Origin of the sequence: Maribrevibacterium harenarium, from assembly GCF_006385675.1 — a bacterium.
In the GTDB taxonomy this organism is placed as follows: domain Bacteria; phylum Pseudomonadota; class Gammaproteobacteria; order Pseudomonadales; family Marinomonadaceae; genus Marinomonas; species Marinomonas harenarium.
Genome location: NZ_VFRR01000054.1, coordinates 1 through 14,634, shown reverse-complemented (window position 1 = coordinate 14,634; position 14,634 = coordinate 1). Strand labels below are relative to the sequence as shown.

General features: G+C 46.2%; 13 protein-coding genes and 1 pseudogene. 10 read left to right on the top strand and 4 right to left on the bottom strand.

The window, feature by feature from the left end; genetic code table 11:
* Window positions 1-55 precede the first annotated feature (55 nt).
* Both FJM67_RS15785 and FJM67_RS15780 read right to left on the bottom strand, forming a co-directional pair.
* Window positions 56-1,072 carry a DUF6538 domain-containing protein gene (locus tag FJM67_RS15785; RefSeq protein ID WP_140591343.1) on the bottom strand — a complete coding sequence of 339 codons (1,017 nt, stop codon included), beginning with the start codon at window positions 1,070-1,072 and terminating at the stop codon, window positions 56-58.
* Window positions 1,073-1,224: 152 nt separating this feature from the next.
* Window positions 1,225-1,455, bottom strand: a complete 231-nt coding sequence (locus FJM67_RS15780; RefSeq protein ID WP_140591340.1) for a hypothetical protein — start codon at window positions 1,453-1,455, stop codon at window positions 1,225-1,227.
* Between the two features lie 144 nt (window positions 1,456-1,599).
* Here FJM67_RS15780 and FJM67_RS15775 point away from each other — a divergent pair, with 144 nt between their 5' ends.
* From FJM67_RS15775 to FJM67_RS15735, 10 genes and pseudogenes are all read left to right on the top strand, one after another.
* A complete protein-coding gene (locus FJM67_RS15775) occupies window positions 1,600-1,875 on the top strand; it encodes a type II toxin-antitoxin system Phd/YefM family antitoxin (RefSeq protein ID WP_140591337.1) in 276 nt (91 codons plus the stop codon).
* On the top strand, window positions 1,875-2,216 hold the full coding sequence (locus FJM67_RS15770; protein WP_140591335.1) for a type II toxin-antitoxin system RelE/ParE family toxin: 342 nt from the start codon (window positions 1,875-1,877) through the stop codon (window positions 2,214-2,216). Before FJM67_RS15775 ends, FJM67_RS15770 begins: the two co-directional genes overlap by 1 nt.
* Before the next feature lie 391 nt (window positions 2,217-2,607).
* A pseudogene (locus FJM67_RS18015) lies at window positions 2,608-3,273 on the top strand (methyl-accepting chemotaxis protein); the annotation flags it as partial.
* Window positions 3,250-3,693: a CZB domain-containing protein gene (locus FJM67_RS18010; RefSeq protein WP_407943639.1), complete on the top strand. Its 444-nt coding sequence runs from the start codon at window positions 3,250-3,252 to the stop codon at window positions 3,691-3,693. The pseudogene FJM67_RS18015 and the gene FJM67_RS18010, both read left to right, overlap by 24 nt.
* 212 nt (window positions 3,694-3,905) lie before the next feature.
* Entirely contained in the window at window positions 3,906-6,704 is a 2,799-nt protein-coding gene (locus FJM67_RS15760) for a monovalent cation/H+ antiporter subunit A (protein WP_140591329.1), read from the top strand.
* The gene (locus tag FJM67_RS15755; protein ID WP_140591326.1) at window positions 6,705-7,064 is read left to right on the top strand and encodes a Na+/H+ antiporter subunit C; all 360 of its coding nucleotides are present in this window, start codon (window positions 6,705-6,707) and stop codon (window positions 7,062-7,064) included.
* Complete coding sequence (locus tag FJM67_RS15750; protein WP_140591324.1) at window positions 7,064-8,572, top strand: monovalent cation/H+ antiporter subunit D; 1,509 nt, start codon at window positions 7,064-7,066, stop codon at window positions 8,570-8,572. Before FJM67_RS15755 ends, FJM67_RS15750 begins: the two co-directional genes overlap by 1 nt.
* On the top strand, window positions 8,572-9,057 hold the full coding sequence (locus FJM67_RS15745; RefSeq protein ID WP_140591345.1) for a Na+/H+ antiporter subunit E: 486 nt from the start codon (window positions 8,572-8,574) through the stop codon (window positions 9,055-9,057). The genes FJM67_RS15750 and FJM67_RS15745 overlap by 1 nt, the downstream gene beginning before the upstream one ends.
* Window positions 9,051-9,320: a K+/H+ antiporter subunit F gene (locus tag FJM67_RS15740; protein WP_140591321.1), complete on the top strand. Its 270-nt coding sequence runs from the start codon at window positions 9,051-9,053 to the stop codon at window positions 9,318-9,320. Before FJM67_RS15745 ends, FJM67_RS15740 begins: the two co-directional genes overlap by 7 nt.
* A gap of 12 nt (window positions 9,321-9,332) precedes the next feature.
* On the top strand, window positions 9,333-9,692 hold the full coding sequence (locus FJM67_RS15735; RefSeq protein ID WP_140591318.1) for a Na+/H+ antiporter subunit G: 360 nt from the start codon (window positions 9,333-9,335) through the stop codon (window positions 9,690-9,692).
* 19 nt (window positions 9,693-9,711) lie between these two features.
* On the opposite strand, the gene amt is transcribed toward FJM67_RS15735, so the two are convergent.
* Both amt and nhaD read right to left on the bottom strand, forming a co-directional pair.
* A complete protein-coding gene (amt, locus tag FJM67_RS15730) occupies window positions 9,712-12,738 on the bottom strand; it encodes an ammonium transporter (RefSeq protein ID WP_140591315.1) in 3,027 nt (1,008 codons plus the stop codon).
* A 199-nt stretch (window positions 12,739-12,937) separates the two neighbouring features.
* On the bottom strand, window positions 12,938-14,191 hold the full coding sequence (gene nhaD, locus FJM67_RS15725; protein ID WP_140591312.1) for a sodium:proton antiporter NhaD: 1,254 nt from the start codon (window positions 14,189-14,191) through the stop codon (window positions 12,938-12,940).
* Window positions 14,192-14,634 lie beyond the last annotated feature (443 nt).

The window sequence follows — 14,634 nt, the reverse complement described above, 5'->3', positions numbered from 1 at the left end:
CAGTTAGGAGAGAAAGGTTAGAGTAAGCTTGCGTTAGGATTGCAGGTGTTCACGTTCAATCAGAATGACCGTTCAGCTTCACCGGAATACGCAATAGCCTCTGCACCAAAGGCTTTAACTTAGGATGAACAGGGATATCTCTATATCCAGCTTTAGTTTTGCTGCTAGTTACCTTGAGCAAGCTATTGGTACATTCTCGTACCTTTAGACGACACAGTTCTTCTATTCGGCAACCGGTGTACATAGCAAGAAAGATCAAGTCTGCAAGCTGGGGATCGCTTTGAGAGGCATTTCGCCATATCTCAACTAGCTCATAGGGTTCAAAGGGCAGGCGCTCTTCTGCTCGCCCCTTAGTCTTCAGCCTTTCTGCTCTGAGTTTCTTGTCAGCCTCTGAGACAAACCTAGGCAAACGAAATGGATTTGCTTCCTGATCAACTAGCTCGTGATACTCTAGGTACTGCCAAAGATTTCTGGCTACTTTAAAGCGTTTCTCAATACTAGATTTAGACAATGGAGCATCATAGTTTCCATTACCATCAAGCATCATCCTTGCCCACGCTCTTACGGCTTTTGGGGTGATAGCACTAACGGTAGGGAACATCTTAAGAACTTCTCTGCCGATGTTTGAGTATTCGATCCTAGTTCTTTGGCTTGTCGTCTTTATCGATACAACCCAAGCTTCATAATACTCGGCCAATACTACTTCTTTACCAAACACCACACAGGCAAATTTCTCTGCTCTTTCTTTTTGACCCGTTTCACGCAATTTATCAATGAAGTCGGATATCCCATAAGCCACACCGGGGTCATCTTCACCAGACTCAATGGCAGCTTCAATATCACGACGCATTTCCAAAGCCATCTGCAAGTCTGCATCGAGAGCTAACTTCCTCGCGGCTTGAATTTGCTTCTGCCACTCCGAGACGAATCCCAATGCAATGGATCTAGCCTTTCGGGGATCAGCTTGCCCCGTACTCTTGGAGAACTTAGTTTTACCGAAGTGCTCTCGTAGGTCGGAAGGAATCTTGAGGATTGCGTAGTAGAGGTTTCTTTTCTTCTCTAGGTAACTCATTTTAACACTCCATATCGAGCCAATACCCCCACGCTGGCTCTAATGTTTTTCCCCCACATTTTTAGAAGAAAAAGCAATAAAATCAACCATTTCAAAGTCTTACAAAGGTTTGGATGATCCTCCCCCCATCTCCACCAATCAAGCGCTTGATTTTAAAAGAGTTTTTTTAGAGTTGAGTTAAAAACGTTGCCCAGAAGTTGCCCAGCAATTTTGGGGGCAAAAAAGAAAGCCGCATTAAGCGGCTTTTTTATGGCCTTGATGGCTTCCTCAAATGCGTCACCTTCGACATAAAACTTATATCCAAGTTGATCTTCTACAACTACACGCCTCGGCTGTTTATCAGATAAAAAGTCATTCTCAATCTCCAATAATAACTCCGGCAAACTCACACCCCGGCTTGAAGCTAGTGCGGTTCCCTGTTTAAGATAATCAATTCAGTTTTTGGAGACTTCAATCTGTACTCAAACGCCTTGCCGAAAGACCATATAAAGACTATATTAAGTCTCAATTTTGTCTGGAGCACAGCCATGCGCTATTCATCACAAGTCAAGCCGATCAGCTATCTCAAAGCCAACGCAGCCGAGGTTCTGACGCACCTCGCGGAGCAGCGCGAACCGATGGTTATTACCCAAAATGGTGAAGCGAAGGCTGTCCTCCAGGACGTCGCTTCGTACGAAGAGACGCAAGAAACTTTGGCCTTGCTTAAGGTCCTTGCGCTGGGAAATCAGGATGTGGTTGCCGGCAAGGTCAAGCCTGTGGCTGATGTTGTTGCCCGCCTCCGCGCCAAGCGAGCCTCGACCTGATGGCAGGCACATCCACCAAGTTTGAGGTGCTGCTTACCGAGGGCGCGGAGCAAGACCTGGAGGCCATCCACGACTACATCTCCGAGTTCGACTGTGTGGCCAACGCCAACGCTGTTTTGGATGAGTTGATGGCGGTTGTGGAGAGTCTGTCGAAATTCCCCGAACGTGGCAGCTATCCGAAGGAGCTGATCGGTCTCGGGATCAAAGAATATCGCCAGACCTTCTTCAAACCCTACCGCGTGATTTACCGCATCGCAGGCAACCAAGTTATTATTTACCTGATAGCAGACGGACGCCGTGATATGCAAGCCGTACTAGCTCGTCGCCTTTTAGGTGCGTAACCCGCGGCACTTTGCAAGGAGATGAACCACCCTCGTAAGCCGTTTTTTCGATAAGCCTCATACGCCACCACTACCAGAAAGAGGCGTTCCTAAGTTTTCCAACAACTTAAGAAAACCCTCTTTTTTATTCCCCCCACGTTATAACCCCACGCTTTTCTCCTTCAATTTGTGATAACTGATCTTCGTCAGCTATCGCGTCAGTTTATGCCGAAAAACCATATACCATGGAACTTTCAGTTACAGTTTGATACAAATATGACTGAGATCTCGTGTGATGCACATTTATGTTTCATTTATGTATCAACTGACTGATTAAATTTTGGTTAATTTGTTAACATCCAGCGGCATAATTTGCCAGTTGACCTGGCCAGTACTTTGGTGGAGTTAGGGTATGTTTTTTTCATCGGCGTTAAAGCAGCGTATTAAAGAGTTAGAACAACAAATGCAAAATGAGCGAGATACCTATGCTCAGAAATTGGCGACGATGGAAAGCGAGCTTAGTGCTGCTCGTACGCAACTCGCTGAATGCGAGGGTAACACTAGCCATGGCTCTGAGTTAATCAGCTACCAGCTGCGTGGTGGCGAGATGCTTAACTCGATTCGCTTTGGTTTAGCTGACAGTGCGGAAACTCTTATCAATGAGCGTAAAGAGCTAAAAAAACTGGATGATATTTTTTCTGACACACGAGAGGCATTGCGCCGACTGAGTGAACGTGCACGACTAATCAACGACCAAGCGACCTCCAGTATGGACGCTGCAAATGTATTGGATAAAACGGCTCATGGTATCAGCCAGTTGGTATCTAGCATCCAAGAAATCTCTGATCAAACTAACCTGTTGGCTTTAAACGCTGCGATTGAAGCTGCTAGGGCGGGAAGCGCCGGTCGAGGTTTCGCCGTGGTCGCTGACGAAGTACGTAATCTTGCGAGCAAAACTCACTCGGCCAGTGAGCAAGTTGAAAACCTAGTACGTCAGGTCATTTCACAAACGGAAGAAATCAAGGCGATGGTAGATAAGAACCAAAGCAGTGCCATGGATGTCGCCGCATCTTCCAATCAGATCGATCATGTAGTGGAAACGGTAATTGACCGCTCCGACCATATGCAGCAGGTAATCAAAGTTGCTGCAACCCATTCATTTTTAAATACCGTAAAACTAGATCATGCGGTATGGAAGAACGATGTATACAACCGCATTGATAAGAAAAAATTCAATGAAGAAGTGAACATGCATACTGAATGCCGCTTAGGAAAATGGTACTACGAGGGCTATGGCCATAAGCATTATCAAAATTCCTCTAGCTTCAGAGCCATTGAAAAACCCCACAAAGAGGTGCATGAGTCAGGTCGTGCCGCACTAAAAGCAGCAGCAGCGGGTAACGTCGCGGAAATGCTGCGTTATTTAGATCGTATGGAAACCGCCAGCTTAGAGGTAGTTGTTAGCATCGAAAGTTTAATGGAAGAAGTGAAGTACTAACGCTAACTCATTCAAATACGTGCAAAATTTTGTAAACGCCGGAACTTGTTCCGGCGTTTTTACTCATACTGACGAGTACGGTTGCTTTTACTACGTTTTGCGGCAATCATTTGTTTCTACGATTATATTAGATAGACGTCAATCTAGGTGGATATGGCCGGTGTATGCCGCTTTGACCCAGGCATCCCCCAATCGTAAAAGGAGCTTGTTCTTTGACTACCCTATTTTGGATTCCACTACTGCCATTGCTTGGTATTTTTGTACCACTCTTTAGTGCCAAATTAAGCCGTACAGCCTGTGCTTTTCTCACCGCAGCACTACCAGCTACGGCTTTGCTACTGGTGCTTTTATTAATGCCTCAGGTATTGGAAGGCAACGCTATCCGAGGAGCAATAGAGTGGGTTCCAGCACTTGGCCTTGAGCTGGCTTTTAGGCTAGATGGCCTATCACTATTATTTAGTTTGCTGATCTTAGGCATTGGCCTACTCGTCATCCTGTATGCTCGCTATTACCTATCTAACCAAGACCCTATTGGCAAGTTCTTCGCTTACTTGATCATGTTCATGTTCGCTATGCTCGGGGTTGTCATGTCTGACAACCTGATACAACTCTGGGCATTTTGGGAGCTAACCAGCATCAGCTCTTTTCTATTGATCAGCTTTTGGGGCAAAAAGAGCGAGGCTCGCAAAGGGGCCCGAATGGCTCTAACCATCACCGGAGCAGGTGGTTTGGCACTACTCGCTGGTTTGTTAATGTTAGGCAATTTGGTGGGTAGTTATGATTTGCAGGTCGTGTTAGACAGCGGCGATCTGATTAGAGCCAGTGCCGAGTACCCCATCATTATTGTGTTACTGTTGCTAGGCGCTTTCACTAAATCGGCACAATTTCCATTTCATTTCTGGCTCCCAAATGCCATGGCTGCGCCGACGCCTGTGAGCTCCTATCTACATTCTGCCACCATGGTAAAAGCTGGGATTTTCCTCATGGCTCGCTTTTATCCTGCAGTTGCAGGCACTGAACTCTGGTTCCTCATAGTTAGTATGACAGGTCTGGCAACCTTCTTGCTCGGCGGCTATCTCGCACTCTTTCAACATGACTTGAAGGGGTTGTTAGCAAATTCCACTATCAGTCATTTGGGTTTAATTACGCTCCTACTGGGGATGGGAACGGATCTGGCATTGGTTGCAGCGATATTCCACATTATTAACCACGCCACCTTTAAAGCCTCCCTGTTCATGGCAGCGGGCATTATTGACCATGAGTCTGGCTCTAGAGACATGCGGCAACTCAACGGGTTATGGAAGTACATGCCATATACCGCTACGTTAGCTATGGTGGCGGCATCAGCAATGGCTGGTGTGCCGTTATTGAATGGCTTCTTGTCGAAAGAAATGTTCTTTACTGAAACGTTGCATCAAGGGGCGTTGGGATCTTTATCATGGATGGTACCCGTGTTGGCTACATTAGGAGGGGTATTCTCAGTCGCATACTCAACCCGCTTCGTGCACGATGTGTTCTTCAATGGGGAACCGATCAATCTTCCGAAAACGCCCCATGAGCCCCCCAGATACATGCGTGTCCCAGTAGAAATACTAGTAACTCTTTGTCTACTGGTAGGAATTTTCCCCAGCTGGGCGGTTGGTGATTTACTCTATTCCGCATCTGGGGCAGCCCTGAATGGCCCAGTGCCTGAATATAGCCTAGCCATTTGGCACGGCTTTAATTTTCCACTATTAATGAGTGTTATCGCCTTCCTCGGTGGACTTATTTTTTACTACAATCGTCAAACACTGTTCCGTTTTCAAGCTCAGTTTCCTGTTACTGACCCTAAAATTTCTTTCGAAAAGGCTATTCAACAGTTGGTAGCAAAATCTGCTTGGATTATTTCACTCACGGAAAATGGTTCTCTACAGCGCTACATTTACTTTGTTTTGAGCTTATCTGTGGTGATGGCGGCTATCCCATTGCTAGATCTAAATACCACCGCAGGGATTCGTCCAGAAATTCCGATCGACGCTTTATCGCTAACCGGTGCGGTATTACTAAGTGTCGCTGCTGTGGCAACGGTAATCTGGCATCGCCAACGAATGCTAGCACTCATCATGCTGTCTGTCGTAGGTCTAGTCGTTTCATTGGCGTTTGCTAAGTTTTCCGCGCCTGACTTGGCACTTACGCAACTGTCGGTCGAGGTCGTCACTGTTATCCTGTTGATGCTGGCGCTCTTCTTCCTACCACAAACCACGCCGAAGGAATCCAGCCCAAGGCGTGTGGTTCGTGATCTTGGTATTTCGGCCATGATTGGTGGTATTGTCGGCACCGTGATCTATGCCTTAATGACACGGCCACTCGACACGATATCAACCTTCTTTACCGCCAATAGCAAAACTGGCGGCGGTGGTACTAACGTGGTTAACGTGATTCTCGTGGACTTCCGTGGTTTTGATACCCTTGGCGAAATCACCGTGTTAGGCATTGCCGCTTTAGGGATTTTCAAGCTTATCGCGAGAATGCGCCTGTACATGCCTACTAGCGATGGCGATGGTCGTCCTTGGGCAAAAGATCGCCACCCATTGATGCTGGCAGTGATCTCTCAAAGTTTGTTACCACTAGCACTACTTGTTTCCGCCTATATCTTTTTGCGCGGACACAACATGCCAGGGGGAGGCTTTATTGCTGGACTGATTACTGCCGTAGCCATTGTGCAGCAATATGTTGCTCACGGTGTTGATTGGATTAAGGATCGTCTCAAACTGGATTATCAAATCTTAATTGGCTCCGGCATTAGTATTGCCGCATTAACAGGGCTAGGCAGCTGGCTATTTGAGCGCCCTTTCTTGACCTCTTGGTTTGATTATTTCTACTTACCACTTATTGGTAAATTTGAGCTGGCCAGTGCCATGTTGTTTGACCTTGGTGTCTATCTCACAGTCATAGGCGCCACAATGTTGATTCTGGCTAATCTAGGCAAGCTGACAACGAGTGAACGCCCTGTTTTTGAGGAGGAGAAATAAGTGGAAGGAATATACGCTTTCTGTGTTGGCTTACTCACCACCTGCGGAGTATTCCTCACACTTCGTGGCCGTACTTTCCCGGTAGTGGTTGGTTTAACCATGCTGTCCTATGCGGTGAACTTATTTCTTTTTGCCAGCGGGCGGTTACGCTTAGACTCAGCCGCCATTCTTGGGGAATCTGAGATTTATTCGGATCCATTACCACAGGCTTTGGTGCTCACCGCAATTGTTATCGGCTTTGCGATGACCGCATTTGTTGTGATTCTTGCCATGCGTGCCAGAGCTGACTTAGGTAACGATCACGTTGATGGTCGCATACCGGATACAAGTGAAGATAACCGTAAGGGAGAGCGAAATTAATGCAGCATCTTCCTATTCTCCCGGTACTCATCCCCCTATTAGCTGGCGCACTTTTGTTGCTACCGCCATTTTCATCCTCTTTAGGGAGGCAGCGTTCTTTTACCTTGGCCGTTGCTATCCTGCTGGTTGCTGTGAGTATTCTATTAACAACTCAAGTTAATCAGTTCGGTGTATATCAGTATGTATTGGGCAACTGGCAGCCACCATTTGGGATTGTCCTCGTCGCCGACCCTTTCTCGACCTTAATGGTTACCGTAACAGCCATTTTGGGCTGTGCCGCATTGATATACGGTTCCGCTGGTTTGGATAAGACCGGGGGCTACTTCTACCCCCTCTTTATGTTCCAAATTATGGGGGTAAATGGCGCTTTTTTGACTGGGGATATTTTTAACTTATTTGTATTCTTTGAAGTACTACTGATCGCTTCCTACGCACTACTCGTGCACGGTGGCGGCAAACACAAAACCCAAGCCACTGTTCACTATGTAATTATTAACCTAGTCGGATCGAGCGTATTCCTTTTTGGCTTGGGTATCATCTATGGCACTTTAGGCACATTAAATATCGCTGATTTGGCGAACAAAGTGAGCCAACTACAAGGTGCCGATGCCACTTTAGCGAAAATTGGCGCTCTCCTTTTATTGGTCGTGTTTGGCTTAAAGTCAGCAATGCTACCGTTACATTTCTGGTTGCCTAAAGCTTATTCTAGCGCTAGCGCACCGGTGGCAGCTATTTTTGCAATCATGACCAAAGTAGGGATTTATAGCATTTTACGTATCCACCACGTTATTTTCGGTGAACATGCAGGCGAGCTTATGAATCTAGCTCAGCACTGGTTATGGCCATTTGCTGTGATGACGGTTGTTATAGGTACTATCGGAGCATTGGCGAGCCCATCGCTACGCCTTCTGAGCGCTAATTTGGTTGTACTATCCGCTGGCACGCTGCTAATTGCCGCGGCACTGCAAAGTACACAGGCAACCGCTGCAGCGATTTACTACATGATACATAGCACCTTTGTTGCCGGCGCCTTATTCCTTATTGCTGATGTAGTCGCTACTCAGCGCGGTAAAGCAGAAGACCGTTTCGTGCGTGCACGGGCCATGTCTAACCCAATATTTTTGGGAATGACCTTTGCTACTGCGGCAATAGCAGTCATTGGTATGCCTCCATTATCCGGGTTTATTGGCAAAATTATGTTACTTCAAGCTGCTCACTCGGTGGCAGAAATTGCTTGGGTATGGCCTACGTTATTAATTAGTAGCTTAGGGGCGTTGATTGCTCTATCTCGCGCCGGGACAACGTTATTCTGGCGCCATTCCGGTAGTGCTAATGGCGATGCTCCTGCGCTACATATTGGTCAAAGTATTGCCATCGTCATTTTACTGAGTATGTCTGTTGCCATGTCACTGTGGGGAGGGCTATTTACTGAGCTAGCAACCAGTGCCGCCAGTTTCCTGCATGACCCAACACAATCTGTTAAAGCATTACTACCGGAGGTTCAATGATGCGTTTGTTCCCTATGCCGGTACATAGTGTATTGTTATTTGTGGTTTGGTTGCTGCTCAATAACAGTATGAGCCCAGGTCACATCGTATTGGCGACGTTCTTCGCTATTGCCATCCCACTAATAACTAACCCAATGCGAGATGAAAAACCAAGCTTGAAAAAGCCTTGGTTGGCAATCCGGTATTTATTTCGGGTGTTAGGCGATATTGTTGTCGCTAACTTTCAGGTTGCAGCCCTAGTTGTTGGCCCTATTCGCCGCCTAGACCCTGGTTTCGTAGCAGTCCCTGTCGATATGCAATCTGACTTAGGTATTACCATACTGGCTAGCACTGTATCGCTGACTCCCGGCACAGTCAGTGCTGAAATTTCTGAAGATAAGCAGTGGTTATATGTACACGCACTACATTTAACCGATGAAGACGCTCTTATTGCTGAAATCAAACAGCGCTACGAAGCCCCAATTAAGGAGATTCTAGGATGCTAGATACAGCCTTGTTATTTGTCACTATTTGTATCTGTGTCGCCCTGTCCATGAACCTTTGGCGACTAATGGTCGGCCCGACAGTATCAGATCGCATATTGGCATTAGACACTATGTACATTAATGCGATTGCCCTAATCGTTCTGTATGGCATGTACATTGGCAGCGCTTTATATTTTGAGGCGGCCTTGCTGATCGCAATGCTTGGTTTTGTTAGCACCTCAGCATTGTGTAAGTACTTACTTCGAGGCGATATCATTGAATAGAAGGCACAGACTATGAACTTTTGGTTAGAACTTACTATCACACTATTTTTAGTTCTTGGCGGAGTGTTTCTTCTAGTTGGCTCTATCGGCTTATGGCGCCTGCCTGATATTTTCACCCGACTTCATGGACCGACCAAGGCGACAACGCTAGGGATTAGCTCAGTTTTGTTCGGCTCGATGATTTATCAGTCCTACCATCAGGGTAGTCTTTCGGTAAATGAATGGCTCATCACGCTATTTTTGTTCATCTCTGCGCCTGTTGCCGCCAATATGATTGCAAAAGTCGCACTGCATCATGAGAATGACCCTGGTGCCCGCACTAAAGGTCAGGAGCTCATGACTAGAGCTAAGAATCGGCAATCTCCTGAATGACACTGGATCGGTTTACGGTTTAAAGTGCCCCCATCTGCTCTAAGGGAAGCGGCCGACTGTACAGGTACCCCTGATGCCAGTGGCATTTTAGTTCAAGTAGAGCATCTGCCTGCTCCTGGGTTTCAACCCCTTCTGCTACCACATCTATATTCAGATTTTGCGCCAGCTTAGTAATTACCTCACAAAAACTGGCCCCAGATGGCTCCGTGCAATCTTTAGTGAAGGCACGATCTATCTTGAGTACGTCGATAGGTAAGGATTGCAAGTAGCTTAGAGATGAATACCCCGTACCGAAATCATCCATAGCAACGTTCACTCCCATGTTACGTAGTATTTTCAGCACCTCTGTTGCCTTTTCCATATCTTCCAAAAATACACTTTCGGTGATTTCGATCGTCAAATCCGACGCATCAAATTGTGTCGTAGCTAAAACATCCGCAACTTCATCTGCAAAACCCTCCATGACTAAATGACGTGCAGATATGTTCACCGCCACAGGTAAACTAACCCCTGTCTGACGCTTCAGATGCAACATAGAACTGATCGCTTCTTTTAAAACCCAAGCACCAATCTGGCAGATCAAATCACTTTCTTCTGCTAGAGGAATAAACTCATCTGGGCGAATCATTCCTCTCAACGGATGCTGCCAACGAATCAATGCTTCACAACCTACCCAGGTACCATCTCGAGCATCAATTTGTGGTTGAAATGCTAATGAAAAATGCTGTTTCTCCAACGCGGTTTTGATTTCAATACCGAGGTCAAAACGATTGGCAATTTCAACCGCTATCTCCTCCTCAAACAGTCGGACAGTCCCTCTGCCATTCTCTTTTGCCCAATACATTGCCATGTCGGCTTTTTGCACCAAGCGCTCTACTGTGTCATCATCAGAGGAAAGCCCAATACCAATACTTGTGCCCATTTTCAAAGTGCGCTCACTAAGAACAATAGGAACTTGCATTGCCGTCAGTATCCGTTCAGATAATTTCTTGGCATGTACGAGCTCTACCCCAGGTGCCATCATGATGACGAACTCATCTCCCCCCCACCGAGCAATCAGATCACCAGAGCGCGTAGCGTCGGATAAGCGGCGAGCGACCTCACATAACAGTTCGTCTCCCGCTTTATGCCCGAGGGTATCATTCACTTCTTTGAACTTATCCAAGTCTAAGAACAACAACGCGATATTTTTCTCGGTCTGATGGGCAACTTGCAAACTATGGGTCAATTTATCCATCATATAGGTGCGGTTATAAAGCCCTGTCAATGGGTCATGGTACGCCAACTGTCGTAAGCGTTGCTGCAACTTCACATGACGAGTCGCGTCACGGATATGCAAAGTGAATTCCCGTAAGCTTCCATCATCGTTTAAGGCTTTGGTTACGGTGACCTCCACAGGAAACCGCTGTTGCTGGGTGCGTAGTAGGGTATAGCTGTTACGTCGGTTGAGTAACCATCCCTCCGCTACCGCAAAGCCCATTTCTAAGCTATGTCTTAGTTTTGGCTGCTCTTCATAAGGCACGAACAGAGAAATGAAGTCTTTTCCAGTTACCTGGCGCTTCAGCATACCAAACGTCCGCTCCGCCGCTGGATTAAATTCTATAATTCCGCCTTTATAATCTAGGGTAATAATCGCATCCATAGAAGAGTTCAATATCGACGACTTTCGTGTTTCACTCTCACGAAACCATTCAAGCGCTTTATCACGCTCCTGAATCTCATCACTTACTCTATCGAGCACTTGATTGTATTGTTTGGCTATTTGCCCCGCTTCAGTGAATGGTTCTTCGGGAACACGGTAAGTGAAGTCTGCTTCTGCTTGCTGGTAACTCATGGAGTTGAGTAAGTCGATAATTTCAGTCGTCGCTTTATGTTCTGCCACATTTAAGCCAGCCTCTTCGTCTTCCCCATGCACACGCAACGGCAGAAAATGACCCAGCAGACGGATACCGATATAACCAATACTGAAACTATAAAGACCAATTGCTAAAACCCCTGTCACCTGAGCATTCAGTAATTCCATCCGAGAAAGCGGTGTTGGCAACAATGAAAGGTCCGCAAAGAGTGCGACAGCAAGTGTGCCCCAAACCCCAGCAGCCATATGAGTCGGCACAACATCTAGAGCATCATCGATCTTTATACGCACCAAATAATTGCTCACAGCGATGGCAAATAGCCCGCCAATCGCTCCTATTACCACAGCCTCAGACGATGATACTAAGTGACACCCGGCGGTGATTGCTACCAGCCCTGCAATCACACCATTTAGCATCACGCTGACATCAAAATATCTATGCCGCACATAAAACCATGTCGCCGCTGCGAATCCCCCCGCTGAGGCAGCAATAAAAGTATTAAACAAAATCACTGGTACGGAGTGATCAAACACGAGTGCACTACCACCGTTAAAACCTATCCAGCCAAACCAGATTAATAGGGTTCCCAAAGCAGCAAGTGGCAGGTTACTTCCCTGTCCCATGCGCACATCTTGATCAAAACGCTTACGTCTCGGGCCGATGATAATCACTGCGGCTAATGCAACCCAACCACCAACTGAATGGACAACAGAAGCGCCAGCAAAGTCGATAAAGCCAATCGTCTCTAACCAACCCGTACCGCTGGTAGAAGGGAAAATACTTTTCCAAGCCCAATGACCTACGATTGGATAGATAAGGACACAAAGAAGGACTGTAATAGCCATGTATCCCATAAAGGTCATGCGCTCGGCAACAGCACCGGAAACGATCGTCGCAGCAGTACCACAGAACATCATTTGAAAAAATAAGAATACTAGTGACTCTGGGGATAACTGTTGGCTATCAGAAAAAAACATCGAGCTGCCGAACATACCGTTCCAAGATGCGCCAAACATCAGAGCAAAACCAACCGCCCAGAATAGCAACACAGAAATAAGGAAGTCAGATAGGTTCTTAGCAGCAACGTTAATACTATTTTTCGCTCTAATACGCCCACTTTCGAGACATAAAAAGCCAGCTTGCATTAAGAAAACCAACGCTGCAGAGAGAGAAACCCACATCATGTCCATCTATTACGCCTTCTATGCACAGAAACTAAACAGAAATAAAAAATTGCACCAAATTAAGGCGGCAAATCATGCCAAATTAGAGCAACTGGCGATAAATTAGGAAAACTACAAGTGAGTATTCAAGAGTCGAGCCAAAAATTAGCTCTAAATGAAAGAGGGAAGAAAGCCCCATTACGCATGGTGTAATGGGGCTAGGATGTTAGCCAAGCATAAGCTGGGAAAAGTTAATGGAAGCGACGTAGCCAACAGTGTATACAAACAACAATAGCAGACTGTATTTCGCATAGGAACCAAACGTCAAACCATCCACCTTACTCATTGCTACAATACCGGCAGCCGAACCAATAACTAATAGAGATCCACCAACACCAACAGCATAAGTTAAGCCCAACCATTCGACTTCCGTCATAGTGATTCCGGCTTTTAGCAGCGCAGCGGTAAGTGGTACGTTATCAATCGCGGCCGAAAGGATTCCCATCAGATAGTTAGCAACTATGGGCGGTAGGACTTCGTAGATGCGCACAATGGAATCCAACACCTCAATTTCTTTTAGCATACCAACTAGGAGCAATATCCCTAGGAAAAACAGCAGGGTTTCGAATTCGATTACACGAATATATTCAAGAATGGGCGTTTCAACTTCATCATCATGGTAAAAACGCGCAATCAGGAACATAACTGAAAGACCAAGCAAGAACGTTAGTACCGGTGGAATCTCAAATAAGACATTAAGAATGATTGTACCGATGATGGTACACAAGAAAACCACGCCGATCGCTATATCTACACCGCGAACATCGGTGCGATGGGTTTGAATCGTAATCGTATCGCGCATCCCTCTTGACAATAAGGCGGCCAACAGCACAACCGCTAAAAGAGCCGGAACGGACAACATCAACAGGTCAACAATAGAAACCCGTTGATCTAAGAAGATCATTAGAGTCGTCACATCACCGGTGATCAGAGATACGCCACCTGAGTTCACGGCAAATACTACCAGCGTAGCAAAACGTATTGTTTTTTTGCGAGATAGATTAAGTGACAAGATCAACGTCACAGAAACGAGCGTCGCAGTAATGTTGTCGGCCAATGAGGAGAAGATGAAACAAAAGATAGCTGTCAGAAACAGTAGCTGACGCTCTTTTATCTGTTTTGGCAAAAAGAGATGTATTAGGTTCTCGATCATGCCCTTTTTGTTTAAATACGCAACGAAAGTCATCGCTGCTACCAAGAAAAGCCATAAACTTGCGATTTCAGCGACATTTTCTTCGAAACCATGTGAAACTTCTTCCGTGCTGTGATGTCCATGGAATATGTACAACAGCACCCAGGATAGAGTCCCAAGAAATAACGTAACCTTTGCTTTATTGATGTGTATCACATCTTCTAGAACCACGCCCAAAAGAGCGATCACTGCCAGTGCAATTAGCACCATCTGCAGAATCGAATGCATTTCCTCACCCTCAAATTGAAGAACCAAGAATTTTAGTGCGCATATTCTACAAACGATGTCGTAAACGGGATACTCATTAAATGCGTTTATAATGAAATATTCTTACATTTCTCTCATTTCCTGTATTTATTCGACTCCAGACTCTCGGATATAAGCTCGTTAGCGGCAGTGACCCAATATTTTGTAAGAAAATTTCAGAACTGCTCTTTAATGGCCTCTCAAGTGTAGAAAGACATTAGGCTCTGTTGCGACCTTACAAGCTTACTTGGATTGCGGGGTCAGACCCCCTCATTGCGTCAGCGTCCCACCTCACCATGGTTTTCGCGGGGGTCTGACCCTTTTGCTATTTCGCTTTTCAGCAGGCACAAAAAAGCCCTGACCGATTCCGATCAGGGCTTCTGTGTTTGAAGCTTGACGACGACCTACTCTCACATGGGATCTCC

What these genes read in the sequence shown, in the direction of transcription:
- FJM67_RS15735 (WP_140591318.1), top strand. Translation starts at nt 9,333, where the DNA reads ATGAACTTTTGGTTAGAACTTACTATCACACTATTTTTAGTTCTTGGC.
- FJM67_RS15745 (WP_140591345.1), top strand. Translation starts at nt 8,572, where the DNA reads ATGCGTTTGTTCCCTATGCCGGTACATAGTGTATTGTTATTTGTGGTT.
- FJM67_RS15750 (WP_140591324.1), top strand. Translation starts at nt 7,064, where the DNA reads ATGCAGCATCTTCCTATTCTCCCGGTACTCATCCCCCTATTAGCTGGC.
- FJM67_RS15785 (WP_140591343.1), bottom strand. Translation starts at nt 1,072, where the DNA reads ATGAGTTACCTAGAGAAGAAAAGAAACCTCTACTACGCAATCCTCAAG.
- FJM67_RS18010 (WP_407943639.1), top strand. Translation starts at nt 3,250, where the DNA reads ATGGATGTCGCCGCATCTTCCAATCAGATCGATCATGTAGTGGAAACG.
- FJM67_RS15775 (WP_140591337.1), top strand. Translation starts at nt 1,600, where the DNA reads ATGCGCTATTCATCACAAGTCAAGCCGATCAGCTATCTCAAAGCCAAC.
- nhaD (WP_140591312.1), bottom strand. Translation starts at nt 14,191, where the DNA reads ATGCATTCGATTCTGCAGATGGTGCTAATTGCACTGGCAGTGATCGCT.
- FJM67_RS15740 (WP_140591321.1), top strand. Translation starts at nt 9,051, where the DNA reads ATGCTAGATACAGCCTTGTTATTTGTCACTATTTGTATCTGTGTCGCC.
- amt (WP_140591315.1), bottom strand. Translation starts at nt 12,738, where the DNA reads ATGGACATGATGTGGGTTTCTCTCTCTGCAGCGTTGGTTTTCTTAATG.
- FJM67_RS15770 (WP_140591335.1), top strand. Translation starts at nt 1,875, where the DNA reads ATGGCAGGCACATCCACCAAGTTTGAGGTGCTGCTTACCGAGGGCGCG.